Annotated in this window: 20 protein-coding genes; 15 read left to right on the top strand and 5 right to left on the bottom strand. The window is 64.7% G+C overall.

Going from position 1 to position 18,762, the window contains the following annotated elements; translation table 11 throughout:
* The first annotated feature begins 2 nt into the window (after positions 1-2).
* Genes sufD through DSM43276_RS12245 form a run of 5 tightly spaced genes read left to right on the top strand, consistent with a single transcriptional unit; the run spans position 3 to position 4,040 of the window.
* The gene (gene sufD, locus DSM43276_RS12265; RefSeq protein ID WP_078329863.1) at positions 3-1,163 is read left to right on the top strand and encodes a Fe-S cluster assembly protein SufD; all 1,161 of its coding nucleotides are present in this window, start codon (positions 3-5) and stop codon (positions 1,161-1,163) included.
* Positions 1,164-1,177: 14 nt separating this feature from the next.
* On the top strand, positions 1,178-1,942 hold the full coding sequence (gene sufC / locus DSM43276_RS12260; RefSeq protein ID WP_078329864.1) for a Fe-S cluster assembly ATPase SufC: 765 nt from the start codon (positions 1,178-1,180) through the stop codon (positions 1,940-1,942).
* A 2-nt stretch (positions 1,943-1,944) separates the two neighbouring features.
* Positions 1,945-3,225 carry a cysteine desulfurase gene (locus tag DSM43276_RS12255; RefSeq protein ID WP_078329865.1) on the top strand — a complete coding sequence of 427 codons (1,281 nt, stop codon included), beginning with the start codon at positions 1,945-1,947 and terminating at the stop codon, positions 3,223-3,225.
* Between the two features lie 6 nt (positions 3,226-3,231).
* Entirely contained in the window at positions 3,232-3,699 is a 468-nt protein-coding gene (gene sufU / locus DSM43276_RS12250; RefSeq protein WP_078288034.1) for a Fe-S cluster assembly sulfur transfer protein SufU, read from the top strand.
* Positions 3,696-4,040, top strand: a complete 345-nt coding sequence (locus DSM43276_RS12245) for a metal-sulfur cluster assembly factor (protein WP_078288035.1) — start codon at positions 3,696-3,698, stop codon at positions 4,038-4,040. Before sufU ends, DSM43276_RS12245 begins: the two co-directional genes overlap by 4 nt.
* On the opposite strand, the gene DSM43276_RS12240 is transcribed toward DSM43276_RS12245, so the two are convergent.
* Together DSM43276_RS12240 and DSM43276_RS12235 are read right to left on the bottom strand one after the other, a co-directional pair.
* Complete coding sequence (locus DSM43276_RS12240; RefSeq protein ID WP_078329866.1) at positions 4,037-4,813, bottom strand: DUF5666 domain-containing protein; 777 nt, start codon at positions 4,811-4,813, stop codon at positions 4,037-4,039. The genes DSM43276_RS12245 and DSM43276_RS12240 overlap by 4 nt on opposite strands.
* Before the next feature lie 97 nt (positions 4,814-4,910).
* The gene (locus tag DSM43276_RS12235) at positions 4,911-5,666 is read right to left on the bottom strand and encodes a DUF5666 domain-containing protein (RefSeq protein ID WP_234803043.1); all 756 of its coding nucleotides are present in this window, start codon (positions 5,664-5,666) and stop codon (positions 4,911-4,913) included.
* A 52-nt stretch (positions 5,667-5,718) separates the two neighbouring features.
* Here DSM43276_RS12235 and DSM43276_RS12225 point away from each other — a divergent pair, with 52 nt between their 5' ends.
* The 7 genes from DSM43276_RS12225 (at position 5,719) to DSM43276_RS12195 (ending at position 11,457) form a co-directional block, all read left to right on the top strand.
* A complete protein-coding gene (locus DSM43276_RS12225) occupies positions 5,719-6,846 on the top strand; it encodes an NADH:flavin oxidoreductase (protein ID WP_078329867.1) in 1,128 nt (375 codons plus the stop codon).
* Positions 6,847-6,905: 59 nt separating this feature from the next.
* Positions 6,906-7,259 (top strand): thioredoxin, encoded by a 354-nt coding sequence (gene trxA, locus DSM43276_RS12220; protein ID WP_078329868.1) that lies wholly within the window; start codon positions 6,906-6,908, stop codon positions 7,257-7,259.
* A gap of 66 nt (positions 7,260-7,325) precedes the next feature.
* On the top strand, positions 7,326-8,135 hold the full coding sequence (locus tag DSM43276_RS12215) for an enoyl-CoA hydratase (RefSeq protein ID WP_078329869.1): 810 nt from the start codon (positions 7,326-7,328) through the stop codon (positions 8,133-8,135).
* Positions 8,136-8,171: 36 nt separating this feature from the next.
* Positions 8,172-9,800 (top strand): ABC-F family ATP-binding cassette domain-containing protein, encoded by a 1,629-nt coding sequence (locus DSM43276_RS12210; protein WP_078329870.1) that lies wholly within the window; start codon positions 8,172-8,174, stop codon positions 9,798-9,800.
* Positions 9,801-9,916: 116 nt separating this feature from the next.
* Complete coding sequence (locus DSM43276_RS12205; protein WP_078329871.1) at positions 9,917-10,099, top strand: helix-turn-helix domain-containing protein; 183 nt, start codon at positions 9,917-9,919, stop codon at positions 10,097-10,099.
* Positions 10,100-10,163: 64 nt separating this feature from the next.
* Positions 10,164-10,808, top strand: a complete 645-nt coding sequence (locus DSM43276_RS12200) for an AMIN-like domain-containing (lipo)protein (RefSeq protein WP_078329872.1) — start codon at positions 10,164-10,166, stop codon at positions 10,806-10,808.
* An 82-nt stretch (positions 10,809-10,890) separates the two neighbouring features.
* Complete coding sequence (locus DSM43276_RS12195) at positions 10,891-11,457, top strand: hypothetical protein (RefSeq protein WP_078329873.1); 567 nt, start codon at positions 10,891-10,893, stop codon at positions 11,455-11,457.
* On the opposite strand, the gene DSM43276_RS12190 is transcribed toward DSM43276_RS12195, so the two are convergent.
* From DSM43276_RS12190 to DSM43276_RS12180, 3 genes are read right to left on the bottom strand one after another with little or no spacing between them, the layout of a single operon-like run.
* A complete protein-coding gene (locus tag DSM43276_RS12190; RefSeq protein WP_078329874.1) occupies positions 11,454-11,984 on the bottom strand; it encodes a DinB family protein in 531 nt (176 codons plus the stop codon). The genes DSM43276_RS12195 and DSM43276_RS12190 overlap by 4 nt on opposite strands.
* Positions 11,968-12,540, bottom strand: coding sequence for a TetR/AcrR family transcriptional regulator (locus DSM43276_RS12185; protein ID WP_078327046.1), 573 nt, complete (start codon positions 12,538-12,540; stop codon positions 11,968-11,970). The genes DSM43276_RS12190 and DSM43276_RS12185 overlap by 17 nt, the downstream gene beginning before the upstream one ends.
* A 16-nt stretch (positions 12,541-12,556) precedes the next feature.
* Positions 12,557-15,361 (bottom strand): aconitate hydratase, encoded by a 2,805-nt coding sequence (locus DSM43276_RS12180; RefSeq protein ID WP_078329994.1) that lies wholly within the window; start codon positions 15,359-15,361, stop codon positions 12,557-12,559.
* A 272-nt stretch (positions 15,362-15,633) separates the two neighbouring features.
* Here DSM43276_RS12180 and DSM43276_RS12175 point away from each other — a divergent pair, with 272 nt between their 5' ends.
* From DSM43276_RS12175 to DSM43276_RS12165, 3 genes are all read left to right on the top strand, one after another.
* A complete protein-coding gene (locus DSM43276_RS12175; protein ID WP_078329875.1) occupies positions 15,634-16,191 on the top strand; it encodes an Rv1476 family membrane protein in 558 nt (185 codons plus the stop codon).
* Between the two features lie 316 nt (positions 16,192-16,507).
* Positions 16,508-17,956 carry an NlpC/P60 family protein gene (locus tag DSM43276_RS12170; RefSeq protein ID WP_078329995.1) on the top strand — a complete coding sequence of 483 codons (1,449 nt, stop codon included), beginning with the start codon at positions 16,508-16,510 and terminating at the stop codon, positions 17,954-17,956.
* 74 nt (positions 17,957-18,030) lie between these two features.
* The gene (locus DSM43276_RS12165; protein WP_234803050.1) at positions 18,031-18,717 is read left to right on the top strand and encodes an NlpC/P60 family protein; all 687 of its coding nucleotides are present in this window, start codon (positions 18,031-18,033) and stop codon (positions 18,715-18,717) included.
* Positions 18,718-18,762: the final 45 nt, after the last annotated feature.

The following is an 18,762-nucleotide window of genomic DNA, read 5'->3' as shown; positions in this document are numbered from 1 at the left end:
TCATGACGCAGTTGACTCAAGCTGTCGAGGGCTCCAACAAGGGCGAACTGTTCAGCTCCTATGACGTCGAAGCCTTCGAGGTTCCCGGCGGCCGCGACGAGCTGTGGCGGTTCACCCCGCTGCGCCGTCTGCGTGGTCTGCACGACGGATCTGCTGTCGCGACGGCAGATCCGGCTGTGGGAGTCACGGCTGGTGACGGCGTAACCGTCGAGACCGTCGATCGCGGTGACGAACGGCTCGGCAGGGGCGGGGTTCCGTCAGATCGCGTTGCCGCACAGGCATACTCCGCGTTCTCGTCCGCGACCGTCGTCTCGGTCGGTAGGCAGGCTGTGGTCGCAGACCCGATCGAGATCACCGTGAGCGGCCCCGGCGCGGGCGAGGTGGCCTACGGACATCTGCAGGTGCGAGCCGCTGAACTGTCGGAGTCGCTGGTGGTCATCGACTACCGCGGCAACGGAACATACGCCGAGAATGTCGAATTCCTGCTCGAGGACGCATCTCGGCTGACCGTCGTCTCGATCGCCGACTGGGCCGATGACGCCGCGCATGTCAGCGCGCATCACGCCAAGCTGGGCAAGGACGCGGTGTTGCGCCATATCGCGGTCACCCTCGGTGGTGATCTGGTTCGTCTCACCGGCACCGTCCGGTTCGAGGCCCCGGGAGGCGACGCCGAGTTGCTCGGTCTCTACTACGCCGATGACGGTCAGTTCTTCGAGCATCGGCTGCTGGTCGATCACGCCCAACCCAACTGCCGTTCGCATGTCACGTACAAGGGTGCGCTGCAGGGCAATCCGGCCTCCGACAAGCCCGATGCGCACACCGTCTGGATCGGTGACGTGCTCATCCGCGCCGAGGCGACCGGAACCGACACCTTCGAACTGAACCGTAACCTGATCCTCACCGACGGCGCTCGGGCCGACTCGGTGCCCAACCTCGAAATCGAGACCGGCGAGATCGCCGGGGCGGGGCACGCCAGTGCCACCGGGCGATTCGATGACGAGCAACTGTTCTACCTGCGCTCGCGCGGTATCGCCGAGGAGGATGCACGCCGTCTGGTGGTGCGTGGCTTCTTCCAGGACATCATTGGCCGGATCGGGATCGAGTCAGTGCGAGATCGCCTTACCGAGGCCATCGAAAACGAACTCGCCCAGACCAACTCGTAGATAGAAAGCAACTCATGACCACTCTGGAAATCAAGGACCTGCACGTCAGCATCTCGCCTAATGAGGGCGAAACCATCGAGATCCTCAAGGGCGTCAACCTGACGGTGAACTCGGGGGAGACCCATGCGGTCATGGGCCCCAACGGTTCCGGGAAGTCCACGCTGTCCTATGCCATCGCCGGACATCCCAAGTACCAGGTGACCTCGGGGTCGATCACTCTCGACGGGCGGGACGTGCTGGAACTGTCCGTGGACGAGCGTGCCCGTGCCGGTCTCTTCCTGGCGATGCAGTACCCGATCGAGGTTCCGGGAGTGTCGATGTCGAACTTCCTGCGCACCGCTGCCACCGCCGTCCGCGGCGAGGCTCCGAAGCTGCGGCACTGGATCAAGGAAGTCAAGGAAGCCATGGGGGAGTTGGAGATCGACTCCGCCTTCGCCGAGCGCAGCGTCAACGAGGGCTTCTCGGGCGGCGAGAAGAAGCGCCACGAGATCCTGCAGTTGGGCCTGCTCAAGCCGAAGATCGCCATTCTGGATGAGACAGACTCCGGGCTGGACGTCGATGCCCTGCGGATTGTGTCCGAGGGTGTGAATCGGTATGCCGAGCGCGAGAATGGCGGCGTTCTGCTCATCACCCACTACACCCGGATCCTGCGCTACATCCAGCCGCAGTTTGTGCACGTTTTCGTCGGCGGGCGCATCGTCGAGTCCGGCGGTCCCGAGCTGGCCGACGAGCTGGAGGAAAACGGCTACGTGCGCTTTACCCAAGCGGTGGGAGCCTGACCGTGACGGCCACGGTGCCGCTGGACACTACTCGGATCTCGCAGATCAGGGATGACTTCCCGATCCTGAGCCGAACGGTGCGCGGCGGTAAGCCGTTGGTGTACCTGGATTCCGGTGCGACCTCGCAGCGGCCTAACCAGGTACTCGATGCCGAGCGGGTCTTCCTCACCGAGCGCAACGCCGCGGTGCATCGCGGTGCTCACCAGCTCGCCGAAGAAGCCACCGACGCCTACGAGGGAGCGCGCGATGCGATCGCCCGCTTTGTGGGCGTCGACGACGGCGAGATCGTCTTCACCAAGAACGCCACCGAATCGCTGAACCTGGTGGCGTACACGCTCGGCGACGACCGGTTCGATCGCGCGGTGGGACCGGGTGACGAGGTGGTGATCACCGAGCTGGAGCACCACGCGAATCTGGTGCCCTGGCAAGAGCTCTGCCGCCGCACCGGCGCCACCCTGCGCTGGTACGCCGTCACCGACGACGGCCGCATCGATCTCGACTCGCTCGAGCTGACCGAGGCCGTCAAGGTTGTCGCGTTCACCCACCAGTCCAATGTGACCGGTGCGATTGCCCCCGTTGACGAGTTGGTGCGCCGCGCGAAATCCGTTGGCGCCCTCGTTGTTCTGGATGCTTGCCAGTCGGTTCCGCATATGCCGGTGAATTTTCGGGAACTGGGCGTCGACTACGCCGCCTTCTCCGGTCACAAGATGCTCGGCCCGTCGGGTGTCGGGGTGCTCTACGGCCGCCGCGAACTGCTGGAGGTCATGCCCCCGTTCATCACGGGTGGCTCGATGATCGAGACGGTCACCATGGAGACCAGCACTTACGCGCCGCCGCCCCAGCGTTTCGAGGCCGGTGTCCCGATGACCTCCCAGGTTGTCGGACTCGGCGCCGCCGTTGAGTACTTGAATGCGGTTGGCATGGAAGCCGTTGCCGCGCACGAGCATCAGCTGGTGTCGGCCGCGCTCGCCGGGCTCGGAAGTATCCAGGGCGTCCGCATCATCGGCCCCACCGAGAACGTCGACCGTGGGGGTGCGGTCGCCTTCGTGGTGGACGGCATCCACGCGCACGATCTGGGGCAGGTTCTCGATGACGAGGGTGTCGCGGTGCGGGTCGGGCATCACTGCGCCTGGCCGCTGCATCGCCGGTTCGGTATCGCGGCGAGCGCTCGTGCCTCTTTCGCGGTCTACAACACCCTGGAGGAAGTCGATCGACTGGTTGCCGGCGTCCGCCGCGCGCAGGAGTTCTTCGGCATCGGGGCGAGCACGGCGACGGGGGGCTGACCGAGCATGCGCCTTGAGCAGATGTATCAGGAAGTCATCCTGGATCACTACAAGCGCCCGCATCACCGAGGGCTGCGTGAGCCGTTCGCGGCCGAAGTGCACCACGTCAACCCGACCTGTGGCGACGAGGTAACCCTCCGGATTGCCTTGGATGACAACAAGATTGCCGACGTATCCTATGACGGGCAGGGATGCTCGATCAGTCAGGCCGCAACCTCGGTGTTGACGGATCAGGTGATCGGGTTGACGGTGGATGAGGCGCTCAAGACGGTGGCTTCGTTCAACGAGATGATCTCCTCGCGCGGCACCATCGACGGCGACGAAGACATCATCGGCGACGGCATCGCCTTCGCTGGGGTTTCGCGGTACCCAGCCCGCGTGAAGTGTGCGCTCCTAGGATGGATGGCATTCAAAGACGCGCTCGTCCAGGCAGACGCCGCGACCAGCGGCACAACTGAGAAGGTGAAGCGATGACCGAAGTGTCCGCGGAAGTGAAGCTTCTCGAAGATCTCGAGGAGGCAATGCGTGACGTTGTCGACCCCGAGCTCGGTATCAATGTCGTCGATCTGGGGCTTGTTTACGGCCTCAACGTCGAAGAGGGGGAGAGCGGCAAGGTCGCCACCATCGACATGACACTCACCTCGGCGGCATGCCCGCTCACCGACGTCATCGAGGATCAGTCGCGTAACGCGCTGGTGGGCGCGGGGCTGGTCAAGGAGATCAAGATCAACTGGGTCTGGGTGCCGCCGTGGGGCCCGGACAAGATCACCGACGATGGTCGGGAGCAGCTCCGGGCCCTCGGCTTCACGGTCTAGCGCTGGGGGTGGCCTTCGGGGCCACCAGGTCCCCCGCAGGAACCGTCCTTGGCCGCACGAAGGGTGATCGTCGAGGCCTGCAGGGTGCCCGACGCGTCATCGGGGCCATGCGCGGCAATGCACTTGCCCGCGGCGATGGCACTCTGGTCCGCCGGGGCGCGCTTGGCGTACCTGGTCTCGTTGTTCACGGTCACTGTCGTCGGGGTCGCGGCCCCGCCATCGGAATCGGTGCTGCTCACCGTGATCGTATTTCCACTGACCGAGGCGACTGTTCCCTCAATGGCCTGATGCTCGCGGGGTCTACCCGACGTCGGGGTGGGGGAAGCGGACTCCTGTCGGTCCTTGGGGTGCGACCGTGTGCAGTTGCCGTCCGCGGCAGGCCAGAGCATCACTCGCCGGGCCGTCAGCGGGTTCGAGTCCTGTTGTGCCATGGCGGCAATACAGCTTCCCGTGGTGACGTCTGGCAATTTTGCGGTGGTGATTTCGGAGATCTTCGTCGACTGGCCGAAGCCGACGGTCGCGGTGCCATCCTTCTTGGTCACCTGAATGGTGTTGCCCGATACCGAGGCGATAAGTCCCATCACCTGGTCCTTGTCGTTGTGCTCACCCCGGTGCGTGGCCGATGACGTGGTCGGGGCCGCTGAGTTTGTGGAGGCGCCGTTGGTCTCGGTAGGCGAGCCGCACGCGGCCACCGACAGCGCGGTCAGTCCGGCGAATGCGAGCAGGGCGCCGCGGGCGAACCGTGGTGGGGTGAGTATCTGGGTTGGGGACATCGATGTTCTCCATGGTTGACGAATAGGACACCTCAGCGTGCTTGCGCTGGCTGAGGTTGCGCTCTGGTGTCTGTGCGAAGTTGCTGTGTGTCGGGATCTACCGCGGTGGCGGTCCGCATCGCCCGTCGGTGGCGGGACCCAAATCGATCTTGGTGGCCTGAAGCGCTCCGCTGGCATCCTTGGTGCCGTGTGCGTCCGCGCATTTGCCGGTGATGATCGCAGTGGCCTCGGTGGGTTGCCGTTTCTCGTAGGCGGTATCAGCAGTCGCCGTGACATTGGTCTGGATCTCCGAGGCCCCACTGGGATCGGTGTTGGCGACCACGATGGTGCTGCCGTTGACCGAGGCGACGGCGCCCTGGACGCTCGGGCCGCCGAATGGCGGCGGTCCCTGCGCCGCGCCGGGCGGCGGTCCCTGCGGTATGCCGGGAGGCGGCGCGCTGCCGGGCGGGGTCTCCATGGCACATTTGTTGTCCTCGGCCGCACTGATCAGCACCCGCTGCGCCGTAACCTGGTCGGACGCATCCGTGTCGGCCGTCGCCAGCACGCTGACACAGCTGCCGACGACCACATCCGAAAGTTCCGCGGAGTGCACCTCGGTGAGTTTTGTCATGGTGTTGAAGTCGATATCGACGCTGCCGACGGGGTTGGTCACCTGGACCGTGTGACCCGATACCGAGGAGATCAGTCCGCCGGCCCTGTCCTGGCCACCCGCATGCCGTATGGCGGTCGTCAAGGCAGGTCCCGGTGATGACTCGGTGGGCTTATCCGCGGAGCCCCCACATGCCGCACTGGACAAGACGACGGCTCCGACGATCACCAGCAACGTGGGCCGTGGCCAGAGATTTGGTGACATGGTTGACCACGTTATCCGGAATGGAATGGGCGTCGGCGTAGTTTGACACCTCGTGACCGACGTGAGACCAGACGTAGCGCCCCTCTTCGAACCGTTCACCGTCAAATCGCTGACCGCTCCCAACCGGTTCGCGATGGCCCCGATGACGCGGTCGGCATCACCCGGCGGTGTGCCCGGCGAGAATGTCGCGGCGTACTACCGCCGCCGTGCTGCGGGCGGTGTGGGGCTGATCATCACCGAGGGCGTTTTCATTCCGGATGACGCCGCGGGCGGTCAGTCCAGCGTTCCGCGCCTCGTCGGCGATGAGGTGCTGGCGGGATGGTCCGCCGTGACCGATGCCGTGCATGACGAAGGGTCGGTGATCGCCGCGCAGCTGTGGCACCAGGGTGTCGAACGCGGCGTCGATCCGGAGTTCAATCCTCAGGTGGAGTCGGTGAGCCCGTCCGGCTTGGGCGGAGATGCCTCCCCACAAGGTCGGGCACTGCAGACCGGGGAGCTCGCTCCGCTGGCACAGCGGTATGCGACGGCGGCCCGCAATGCCCGGGCGGCCGGATTCGACGCTGTGGAGTTGCATGGTGCCCACGGTTACCTCCTCGACCAGTTCCTGTGGGAGCGCACTAACGTTCGGGCCGACGGCTATGGCGGCTCGATCGTCGACCGGGTGCGATTCCCGGTCGAGGTGGTGCGGTCGGTACGTGCCGCCGTCGGGCCTGATTTCCCTATCCTGTACCGGTTTTCGCAGTGGAAGCAGGCGGACTACACGGCCACGCTGGCCGACAGCCCGGCGGAATTGGAACGGCTGCTCGCACCCCTGGTCGAGGCGGGTGTCGATGTCTTCCATCCGTCTACACGCCGGCACTATCTGCCCGCCTTCGCAGGTTTGGCCGGCGCTGACGGAGAGCTGAGTCTTGCTGGCTGGACCAAACGTGTCACGGGATTGCCGGCCATTGCCGTCGGTTCTGTGGGATTGCAGACGGAATTCAAACCCACCGAGGTCCGGGATATCGAGCCCGCACCCGTCGAGGCGGTGTTGCGTCAATTCGCCAACAACGAGTTCGATGTCATCGCCGTCGGCCGTGCCCTGCTGTCGGACCCCGAATGGGTGAACAAGCTGCGGGCCGGGCGGCAGGACGAGTTCGTCGGATTCAACATCGGCAAGGCCCTGGCCGCGCTGTACTGATCGAACCTTGTACTGAGCGACGACGGAACATCGCGCACCCCGGCAACGTTGAGGACGACATGGCAACACGTGACATCACCGCTGACGCGTTCAATGACTTGGTCCACGAGAACGACATCGTGCTGGTCGATTTCTGGGCGTCCTGGTGCGGACCGTGCCGTCAGTTCGGGCCGGTCTTTGAGGCCTCGTCGGAGGAAAACCCTGACGTCGTCCACGCGAAGGTGGACACCGAGGCCGAGCAGGCCCTGGCGGCGGCGGCGAATATCCGCTCCATTCCGACGCTGATGGTGTTCAAGCAGGGCCAGCTGGTGTTCAACCAGGCAGGCGCGCTGCCCCCGGCATCGTTGGCCGATCTGGTGCAGAAGGTCCGCGATCTGGACGTCGAGGCGGCACTGCGCGAACAAGAGGCGTAACCCCTCAAGGGCGGCACCGCCCAGAAACGATTTGGTGCAATCCGGCGGGGTCGGTTATATGGACGCATGAGTTTCGTGCTGGTGGATCGTCCGCGTCCGGATATTGCCCTGGTGACCCTGAACCGGCCCGAGCGGATGAATGCCATGGCGTTCGACGTGATGCTGCCCTTCAAGGAGATGCTGGTCGACATCAGCCACGACAACGACGTGCGCGCCGTCATCATCACCGGGGCCGGCAAAGGCTTTTGCTCGGGAGCCGATCAGAAATCCGCCGGGCCCATCCCGCACATCGGAGGGCTGACCCAGCCGACGATCGCGCTGCGATCGATGGAGTTGCTCGACGAGGTCATCCTCACCCTGCGCCGCATGCACCAGCCGGTGATTGCCGCTATCAACGGCGCCGCCATCGGTGGGGGTCTGTGCCTGGCGCTGGCCTGCGATGTTCGGGTGGCATCCGAGGCCGCCTACTTTCGGGCCGCCGGTATCAACAACGGATTGACGGCCAGTGAGCTGGGCCTGAGCTACCTGTTGCCACGCGCGATCGGCACGTCCCGCGCTTCGGACATCATGCTGACCGGCCGCGATGTCGACGCGGAGGAGGCCGAGCGCATCGGTTTGGTATCCCGCAAGGTGTCCTCCGAATCGCTGCTGGAAGAGTGTTACGCGATTGGAGAGCGCATCGCCGGGTTCTCCCGTCCAGGGATCGAGTTGACCAAGCGCACCATTTGGAGTGGGCTGGACGCCGCTAGCCTGGAAAGTCACATGCACCAAGAGGGCCTGGGCCAGCTATATGTCCGGCTGCTCACCGATAACTTCGAAGAAGCCACCGCAGCGCGCAAGGAAAAGCGGGCGGCGGCGTTCAGAGACAAGCGCTGACCGCGCGAGACGCGCACAGCATTCAAGGAGTAAGTAGTGATTACCGCGACGGACCTCGAGGTCCGCGCCGGCGCCCGCACGCTCGTCTATGCGCCGGGCCCCGCGTTACGCATCCAGCCCGGTGACCGCATCGGGCTGGTGGGGCGTAACGGGGCCGGCAAGACCACCTCGATGAGAATTCTGGCCGGCGAGGGCGAGCCGTACGCCGGATCGGTGGCTCGCATCGGTGAAATCGGTTACCTGCCACAGGATCCCAAGGAGGGGAACCTGGAGATGCTGGCGCGTGATCGGGTGCTGTCGGCGCGCGGTCTGGACACCATCATCAGCGAGTTGGAGAAGCAGCAGACGTTGATGGCGGAGCAGGCCGACGATGATCTGCGCGATAAGGCCATTCGCCGTTACGGGCAGCTGGAGGAGCGATTCTCCTCGCTGGGAGGGTACGTCGCGGAGAGCGAGGCAGCCCGCATCTGTTCCAGCCTGGGGTTGCCCGAGCGGGTGCTGATCCAGCCGCTGCGCACACTGTCAGGCGGTCAGCGGCGACGCGTGGAGTTGGCCCGGATTCTGTTCGGTGCGGCCGAAGGCGGTGCGGGGTCGAACATGACGCTGCTGCTCGACGAGCCGACCAACCACCTCGACGCGGACTCGATCGGCTGGTTGCGCGGATTCCTGCAGAACCACGAGGGCGGGCTCGTGGTGATCAGTCACAATGTCGATCTGCTGGCCGATGTGGTCAACAAGGTGTGGTTCCTGGATGCGGTCCGTGGCGAGGTAGACGTCTACAACATGGGTTGGCAGAAGTACCTGGACGCGCGGTCGCTGGATGAGCAGCGACGCCGGCGTGAGCGCGCCAACGCGGAGAAGAAGGCGTCGGCCCTGCGTACCCAGGCGGCCAAGATGGGCGCCAAAGCCACCAAAGCCGTTGCCGCGCAGAACATGTTGCGTCGCGCCGAGAAGATGTTGTCGGGACTTGACGAAGAGCGGGTGGCCGACAAGGTGGCCCGCATCAAGTTCCCGACGCCTGCGGCCTGCGGGCGGGTGCCCTTGGTGGCCAAGGGGCTGACCAAGAACTACGGGTCTCTGGAGATATTCACCGGGGTCGATCTGGCCATCGACCGCGGCTCGCGCGTTGTGGTTCTTGGGCTCAACGGCGCCGGGAAGACGACGCTGCTGCGACTCCTGGCGGGCGCGGAGACCGCGGATGCCGGCGCGCTGGAGCCAGGCCACGGCCTCAAGCTCGGATACTTCGCGCAGGAGCACGACACCCTGGATGATCACGCGACGGTGTGGGAGAACATCCGCCATGCCGCTCCGGATACGGGTGAGCAGGAGCTGCGCGGAATCCTGGGTGCGTTCATGTTCAGCGGTCCGCAGCTGGAACAGCCGGCGGGCACACTGTCCGGCGGTGAGAAGACCCGTCTGGCCCTGGCCGGTCTGGTGGCCTCGACCGCGAATGTGCTGCTGCTCGACGAGCCGACCAACAACCTGGATCCCGCCTCACGCGAACAGGTTTTGGATGCGCTACGCAGTTACCTGGGAGCGGTCGTTCTCGTCACGCACGACCCGGGAGCCGCTGAAGCATTGAATCCGCAACGCGTTGTGTTGTTGCCGGACGGCACCGAAGACTACTGGTCGGACGAGTATCGGGACCTCATCGAGCTGGCCTGACCATTTCTCAGACGCCGTCTGCGTCTCGTGCACCTGCGTGATCACATTTGCGCTATGGTGCAACCGGGTCGAGCCGTCCACAGGGGCAGCGGTATGGAGTCGGGAGAGAGGTCGCGATGGCCAAAACACGCGACGAGGAGCGTGCCGAGCTGAAGGCGTCGTACGAGAAGGGCGCGAGCATTCGCACGCTCGCCGCGGACACGGGCCGATCATATGGTTACGTGCATCGCGCTCTCGTGGAATCGGGTGTCACCCTGCGCGGGCGCGGCGGCCCGAATCGGCGCGGCCGCAAGGCCTAACTGCCATCCGACACGCAGTGTGCCCGTTGAGCTTTCGGGCACCAATTGTTGCTACCGTTATGCGATGCGAGGACAAGGCGGTATCCGGAACATCGGCGTGCTGGCGCTGGCAGCGATGACGGCATCCGGCTGCGCAGGTGAGGTGCGCCAGCTGGGCGACTCGGTGTCGCCCGTGGCCACGACAACGGCGCTGCCGCAAACATCAACACCTGCCCCGGAGACGTTCCGCGTCACGGCCTGCGAGACGGTCAGCGGCGGTGGCGGTAAGAATGTGGCCACCCAGCTGCGAGATGTCCGCGTGGGTAAACAGGACGACTTCGACAGGGTCACCTTCGAATTCGGGCCGGATGCCAAGGCCGACCCGAAGAATAGGGTGGCGCTGGATCAGCTGGTGGTTCCCAAGTACTCGGTGGACAGCCCCGCCAGCGTCTCTGCGGGCCCCAAGGGGGACAACGTCATCGTCGCTGGTACCGCATTGCTCGGCGTGCTGTTCGATGGCGCGTCCGCGCATGAGGCCGATAAGCCCATCCGGTCGTATCCGGGTCCGAGCGAGATCAAGCCGAAGGACTTTCCGATCCTGGCCGAGGCCGAGCAGGGCGAGGATTTCGAGGGGAAGGTCCGGTGGGCATTGGGTCTGAACAAACAGCGCTGTCCCGAGGTGAGCACGCTGACCAACCCGCCTCGGCTAGTGGTGGATCTGCCCCACTAGGGGTGTTTGTGATCGGACACCACCGCCCGGCGCACGGTTAGCCACGGGGGACAATCCCCGGTCGAATGCCCACGGTTCGGCGTTGGACACCGTACATTCGCTAACCATGTATCGATACCTGGTACCGCTTGTCATGGTAGTTGGGCCGCTCGTGGGTGCCCCGCAGGCGGCGGCCGCACCGGCGTGCCCGACATTGACCGACGGCGGCGCCGAGAACTACGCCAATATCCTGCACGATGTGCGCATTGAAACCCTCGATGACCTGGACAGAGTGACGTTCAGCTTCGGAGCGGACAGGCTGGCGCCGCCGGTGGGGCCGGTGACTTATTGGCAGGCTCCGCCATTCTCGGTCACACCGGTCGACGGGGGATATGCGGTGGCATTCCGCGGGGCGGCGGCGCACGACACCATCATGGGGACCGTCGACCATCCCGAGAACCGGCACGTGAAGTCATTTCCGGAGCCCAATGACCTCGGAGCCCCTCCCGGCTCTCCGGTGGTCCGATCGGCTCGTCTCATTCAGGACGCGGACATCTTCAAAAACAAGAACGGTGTGATGGCGTGGAAGGTCGCAGCACAGGCGTCTAAATGCCCGGTGGTGTACATCGCTGACACGCCCGCACGGGCCGTCATCGACTTCCCGCACTAATCCGCCGGCAGGCGGGATACATCGTGCAGATGATGTACCGGATCGTGCACGAAGTACAGACCCAGTGTCTCCACCGTGAAAATCGAACCGTTGCTTCGCCTCCCGCGTCGCTGTAACGCCGACTCGGGGACACCGGCAAAGGCGGCCGCGACGGCCTCGCCCGCCGCGGCGAGTTCGGCGGCTACCGCCTGCGGGTCCTGCTCGGCATACCGGTCCTCGACGGCCGTCGTGTCCTGGTCCCAGTTCTCGAACAAGGGGTTGTCCTCGGCGAGCATGAGCTGCAGCCGGGCCAGGAAGATGCGGAACACGTCGCGGACGTGCGCTCCGTACTCCAGCGGCGACCAGGTCTGCTCGTCAGGGCGTAGACGCACCTCGGGGCGCGTCAGTACCCGATGCCACGCCCCCAGGCCGTCCCGCACGATATCGGGTATTCGGGCGAATGATGTTGCTGCGGGATCAAATCCGCATTCTCCGCACGGGCGTTCGAGGACCCAGGTCCAGTCCTTGGAGTCAGGCGTGATCGGCACGGCGCACCGAGTCCTCGACGAGATCCAACACGCGGCTGAGGCTTTCGGTGGATTCGCCGGAGGCCAGGCGTGCTACCAGGCCATCGAGCACCAGATCCAGATAGCCCAAAATCACCTCGCTGGACACGTCTTCGCGCAGCCGGCCGGCCTTCTTCTGGCGTTGTAGCCGGGCCAAGGTAGCGGTGTTGAGCTCTTCGGAACGCTGGTTCCAGCCGCGCCGGAATTCAGGATCGTTGCGCAGCTTGCGCGCGATCTCCAAACGTGTTGCCAGCCAATCGAATTGATCCGGATCGGCCAGCATATCGCGCATCACCTGCACCAGACCCTCGCGGCTGGCGACGTTGGCCATCCGTTCGGCATCCTCGCGGGCAAGTGCGAAGAACAACGTGTCCTTATCGCGGTAATGGTGAAAGATCGCCCCCCGCGACATGCCGATGGTGTGCTCCAGGCGGCGCACAGTGGCACCGTCATACCCATACTCGGCGAAACAGCGCCGCGCGCCATCGAGGATCTGGCGGCGACGGGCCGCGAGGTGATCCTCGCTAACGCGCGGCACTGTTAGTCAGCCGTTTCTAGCCGGCCAGCATGTTCCGCAGCACGTACTGCAGGATGCCGCCGTTGCGGTAGTAATCGGCTTCACCGGGGGTGTCGATCCGGACCACCGCGTCGAACTCGACCTTGGACCCATCGAGCTTGGTCGCCGTCACGTGCACGGTCTTCGGCGTCGAGCCCTCGTTGAGCTTCTCGATACCGCTGATGTCGTAGGTCTCGGTGCCATCGAGCTTGAGCGAGGCCGCCGACTCTCCGGCCGGGAACTGCAGCGGAATGACGCCCATACCAATCAGATTCGACCGGTGGATGCGCTCGAAGGACTCGGTGATAACGGCCTTGACGCCCAGCAGGCGGGTGCCCTTGGCGGCCCAGTCGCGGGACGAGCCGGAGCCGTACTCCTTGCCGCCCAGCACCACCAGCGGAATGCCGGCCTTCTGGTAGTTCACCGAGGCGTCGTAGATGAAGGCCTGCGGACCGCCGTCCTGGGTGAAGTCGCGCGTGTAGCCGCCCGAAACATCGTCCAGCAGCTGGTTGCGCAGGCGGATGTTGGCGAAGGTGCCACGCACCATCACCTCGTGATTACCGCGCCGCGAGCCCAGCGAGTTGTAGTCCTTGCGGTCCACACCATGCTCGTCGAGGTACTGCGCCGCCGGGGTGCCCGATTTGATGGAACCCGCGGGAGAGATGTGGTCGGTGGTCACCGAGTCGCCGAGCAGGGCGAGCACGCGCGCTCCCGCGATGTCGGTGACCGGAGTGGGCTCCAGCGGCATCCCGTCGAAGTACGGAGCCTTGCGCACGTAGGTGGACGTGTCGACCCACTCGAAGGTGTTGCCTTCGGGGGTGGGCAGACCGCGCCAGCGCTCGTCGCCCTTGAAGACATCGGCGTAGGAATCGGTGAACATCTGGCGGTTGATCGACGAGGCGATGGTCTCCTCGATCTCCGAGGCGGTGGGCCAGATGTCCTTGAGGAAGACATCGTTGCCGTCGTGATCCTTGCCCAGCGGGTCGGTGTCGAAGTCGAAGTCCATGGTGCCCGCGATGCCGTAGGCGATGACCAGCGGCGGGGAGGCCAGGTAGTTCATCTTGACGTCGGGGGAGATGCGGCCCTCGAAGTTGCGGTTACCGGAGAGCACCGCGGTCACCGACAGATCGTTGTCGTTGATGGCCTGGGAGATCTCGTCGGGCAGCGGGCCGGTGTTGCCGATGCACGTGGTGCAGCCGTAGCCGCCCAGGTAGTAGCCCAGCTTCTCCAAGTACGGCCACACGTTGGCCTTGTTGTAGTAATCGGTGACGACCTGCGACCCGGGAGCCATGTTCGTCTTGACCCACGGCTTGGTGGTGAGGCCCTTTTCGACGGCCTTCTTGGCCAGTAGGGCGGCACCCAGCATCACCGACGGGTTGGAGGTGTTGGTGCACGAGGTGATGCCCGCGACCACGACCGCGCCATGGTCCAGAACGAAGTTGCCGCGCTCGGCGGATGTCACCTTGACCGGCTTGGACGGGCGGCCCTCGCCGCCGTTGGCCGCGGAAGGGATGACGGCGTCATCTTCGGCGAAGGACAGCACCGCCACGTCGGAGGCGGGGAAGGATTCTTCGATCGCTTCGTCGAGTTGGGTGTGCGGCGTGGCAGCGGCCGGGCCGCTCTCGGCATCGTTGGTGTAGTTGTGGATGTCCTTGCGGAACGCGTTCTTCGCATCGGTCAACTCGATGCGGTCCTGCGGGCGCTTGGGTCCGGCGATGGAGGGCACGACGGTGGAGAGGTCGAGTTCCAGGTACTCCGAGAAGGCGGGCTCGTGATCGGCGTCGTGCCACATGCCCTGTTCCTTGGCGTACGCCTCGACGAGCGCCAACTGCTGATCGTCGCGGCCGGTCAGGCGCAGGTAGTTGATGGTCTCGTCGTCGATCGGGAAGATCGCTGCGGTAGAACCGAATTCGGGGCTCATGTTGCCCAGCGTGGCGCGGTTGGCCAGCGGCACCTCGGCCACGCCCTTGCCGTAGAACTCGACGAACTTGCCCACCACACCGTGCTTGCGCAGCATGTCGGTGACGGTCAGCACCACGTCGGTGGCGGTAACGCCCGGCTGGATCTCACCGGTGAGCTTGAAGCCGACGACGCGCGGGATCAGCATCGAGACCGGCTGGCCGAGCATGGCGGCCTCTGCCTCGATACCGCCGACACCCCAACCAAGGACGCCGAGGCCGTTGACCATCGTGGTGTGCGAGTCGGTACCCACACAGGTGTCCGGGTACGCCTGGCCGTTCCTGGTGAAGATGGTGCGGGCCAGGTACTCGATGTTGACCTGATGCACGATGCCGGTGCCCGGGGGGACGACCTTGAAATCATCGAAAGCGCCTTGGCCCCAACGCAAGAACTGGTAACGCTCGGCATTGCGCTCGTATTCGAGTTCCACGTTGCGCTCGAAGGCGTCGGCGGTACCGAAGACGTCGAGGATCACCGAGTGGTCGATGACCATCTCGGCGGGGGACAACGGGTTCACCTTGTCGGGGTCGCCGCCGAGTGCGGAGACGGCCTCACGCATGGTGGCAAGGTCGACGACACAGGGCACGCCGGTGAAGTCCTGCATAACCACCCGGGCCGGGGTGAACTGGATCTCCACGCTCGGTTCCGCCGAGGGGTCCCAGTTGGCCAGGGCCAGAACATGGTCCTTGGTGATGTTCGCGCCGTCCTCGGTGCGTAACAGGTTCTCCGCCAACACTTTCAGGCTGTAAGGCAGTTTCTCGGTACCGGGCACGGCGTTCAGTCGGAAGATCTCATACGACTCGTCACCAACCTGCAGAGTGCCGCGTGCGCCGAAGGAATTCACCGATTCGTTGCTAGTCACATCAGCTCCAAAGCTCGTTCGAAGGCCACCCGCCGGCGGGCTGTGCCAGGCGGGGTTCCGGAGGCGCCACCGCAGATGGCTGCCTTCCGTCCTCAGTCTAACAGTACGCTTGTCCCGTAATAAGGGGGATGCCCAAATTTCACACCCCGTTCCCACGCCTGCACCCGCCACCGTCGCGGCGGGCGTCGATATGCACGCTAAATGCGCGTGTCTGTGCGCGCAGTGCCGCGCGTGGCGGGGGTTAGATTGATCGCGTGACGCCGCAGCACTTGCCGACCTTCATCCCCGCCGAGCTGTGCCAGGCGGTGGGCGTGTCAGTCCAGACCGCGGGTACCGATCCGCTGGGCTGGTCGGCCAAGTGCCTGGAGATGACGCGCACGGATGTCAATGAGGACGGGGTCGCCGCTCCCTCGGCGGATGTCGCTGGATTGAAGGATGTCGTCGCGAAGGCGCATGCCAAGAACATCGATCTGAAGGTCATCGCGCTTCCCAACAATCCCGGGATCGACACACCGCTGCGCGATATCGCCACCGAGATCGGTAAGGACCATCCGGACGCGACGATCCTCGTCATCAGTCCGTCTTTCGCCGGCACCTACAGCGCCACGTTCGACAGGGTGACGCTGGAGGCGGGGCAGGATGTCGCCAAGACCGGCAACCCGGTGCTCTCTGCCAACAACTTCGTGGACGAGCTCGGGCGCGAGCACTTCTCGTGGACGGCGCTGACCATTGTGCTTGTGCTACTCGTCGCGGCGGCGTGCGCCGGAATTACGCTCGTGCGCACCCGATTCACGAATGACTCGGTTAAGTAACGATTTGCAAACCATTCGCGCAGCCTGTTTCTTCGCGAAATAGCCGCGCGCACTATGGAACCGGGATGATCTGCCGGTATTCAATTCGGGCCAATTAACCGTCAGAAGACGTCTCGTCTATTGCCCGTCAGAGGCCAATTAATTACAACTTTGTAATTTGTGACTAAAGTTTCATTAGTTGCCAAAGTGACGTACGGTGCAAGTGGCGCCAAAGTGATTAGTGCGTCTTATGTGACAACTGGGAGCGTGTCGGGGAAGGGCCGCTATGACCGAGAAGGCTCACCGAGCGCCGAAGATCGAGGAGACGGCAGGCCGAATGAAACGGACAGCCCCGCAGAATTCCGCGGACCGTTTCGCGGTGCGCGGCAAACGGGCCGCGGCAGTCGCCCTGGTAGTGCCCCCGCTGATGGTGGCCGGTCTGATGATGTGGCCCAACACACTCGCCGTTACCTCTGCCGAACCGAACGACATGGCCTCTCTGATCAGTCAACTGGCCGACACCAACCAGCAGATCGAACAGCTCACCGCCGACGTGCAGACCCAGCAGGAGTCCATCAACAAGGGATTGGTCGATCTTCAGGACGCGCGTGACAACGCGGCCGGAGCCGCCCAGGCGGTGGAAGAGGGCCAGCACGCCGTCGATACCGCCAACGGTGCGATCACCGAAGCGCAGGGCAAGTTCGACCGGATGGCCGCGGCTACCTATATGGCGGGCCCTTCGGGGTCGTATCTGACCGCCACCAACCCCGACGACGTGGTGCGCCTGGCCTCGGTGACTAAGAGTGTCGAGGCCAGCTCGCAGACCGTCATGGACAACCTGCGCCGTGCACGCACCGAACAGGTCAACAAGGAGTCGCAGGCGCGGGCCATCCAGGAAAAAGCCGACCAGGCCGCCGCTGACGCACAGAAGCAGCAGGACGACCTGGTGTCGGCGATGAAGGATGTGCAGAAGAAGCTCGAAGCGCAGCGCGGAGCCGCCGCGGATCTCGCCTCCAAGAAGAAGAGTGCGGAGGCACAGCTCGCCGCCGCGCGTGGCCCGGCCTATGCGGCGACAACCGCGACCGCGCGGGTGATCAACCCCGATGCCGCCATCGCCGGTAACGGCAACGAGTGGACGTCAGCCCCGGCGGCTGTGGCCTCGGCGGGGTCGGGTGGTCAGTGGGATACGACGCTTCCGATGATCGCGAGCGCCAACGTGCCTACCGATCCGACGCAGACCATCAACATGGTGTTGGGCATCGGCAACACTGCGGCCAATGTCGGTCAGTCCGCGGTATGCGGTGTCATCGGTATGTTCTGCCCCAAGCCCGCACCGGCGGCGTCTTCTACCTCGGGTGGCGAATACATTCCCAAGGTCTACGGCCGGGAGAATGTGGAGCGGGTGATTGCCCGTGCCGGTAGCGCGATGGGCACGCCGTACTCGTGGGGCGGTGGCTCTTACAACGGGCCGACTCGCGGAATCGACTCCGGTGCAGGAACCGTCGGATACGACTGCTCCGGGCTGATGATGTACGGCTTTGCCGCGGTTGGCATCAGACTCAGGCACTACACCGGGTATCAGTACACCTCGGGGCGTCAGGTACCCAGTGCTCAAATGAAGCGCGGCGACATGATCTTCTACGGCCCCAACGCAAGTCAGCACGTTGCGCTGTACCTCGGCAATGGTCAGATGCTCGAAGCGCCGAACACCGGCGATGTGGTCAAGGTGTCGCCGGTGCGGACCAGCGGCATGACGCCCTTCGTAACCCGATTGATTGAGTGGTAGAACCTGTGAACACCGCGAAAACGACGAAATTGCTCAAAGTTCAGGGCCTCTTCGTGTTACGTGCGGCCCTCGCAGTGGGGATCGCTGTCGCGCTGGTGCTGTTCATGGGTGTGCCGCGAGCCGCTGCCGACGACAACCCGATCAGCCCGAATGTGGGCACGGCGTTCCTCAACGCCCTCGGACTGAACCCGTCGGGCGGCGATTGGGACAACACCCTGCCCTTCGCGGGGCCGAGTCAGGGCGCCGACCCTACGAAGATCATGAACGGGGTCATGGGGGTCGGACAGACCGCATTGGGTGCATTGGGCATCGGCGGGAATCGTGGGTCCGCGGGGGCCGGCCGTCCACTCGTGTACGGCCGTCAGGCGGTGGAAGCTGTGATCCAGCGCGGTGGCACACAGCTGAATGTTCCGTACTCATGGGGTGGCGGCACTGTGCGCGGGCCCAGCGGCGGCGTGGACTACGACGCCGGGAAGGTGGGCTATGACTGCTCAGGCTTCACGATGTTCTCCTACGCGGCGGCCGGCGTGAAGCTGCCCAAGTACTCGGGCGATCAGTACAACGCGGGCCAGAAGATTCCCGTTTCGCAGGCAAAGCGTGGGGATCTGCTGTTCTACGGCCCGGGTGGTTCTCAGCACGTGGTGATCTACCTCGGCAACGGTCAGATGCTCGAAGCCAGCGGCAGCGCGGGGAAGGTGACCGTGTCTCCGGTGCGCACCGGAGGCATGACTCCTTATGCCGTACGCATCATCGCGTGGTAGCTCTTCTGATCCTTCATATGAGCTAGAACGGCGCGCCAGCGAACG

The sequence above is a fragment of the Mycobacteroides salmoniphilum genome, assembly GCF_004924335.1.
Classification (GTDB): domain Bacteria; phylum Actinomycetota; class Actinomycetes; order Mycobacteriales; family Mycobacteriaceae; genus Mycobacterium; species Mycobacterium salmoniphilum.
The sequence above is the reverse complement of the archived record's forward strand: the minus strand, read 5'-3'. Positions and strand labels throughout refer to the sequence as shown.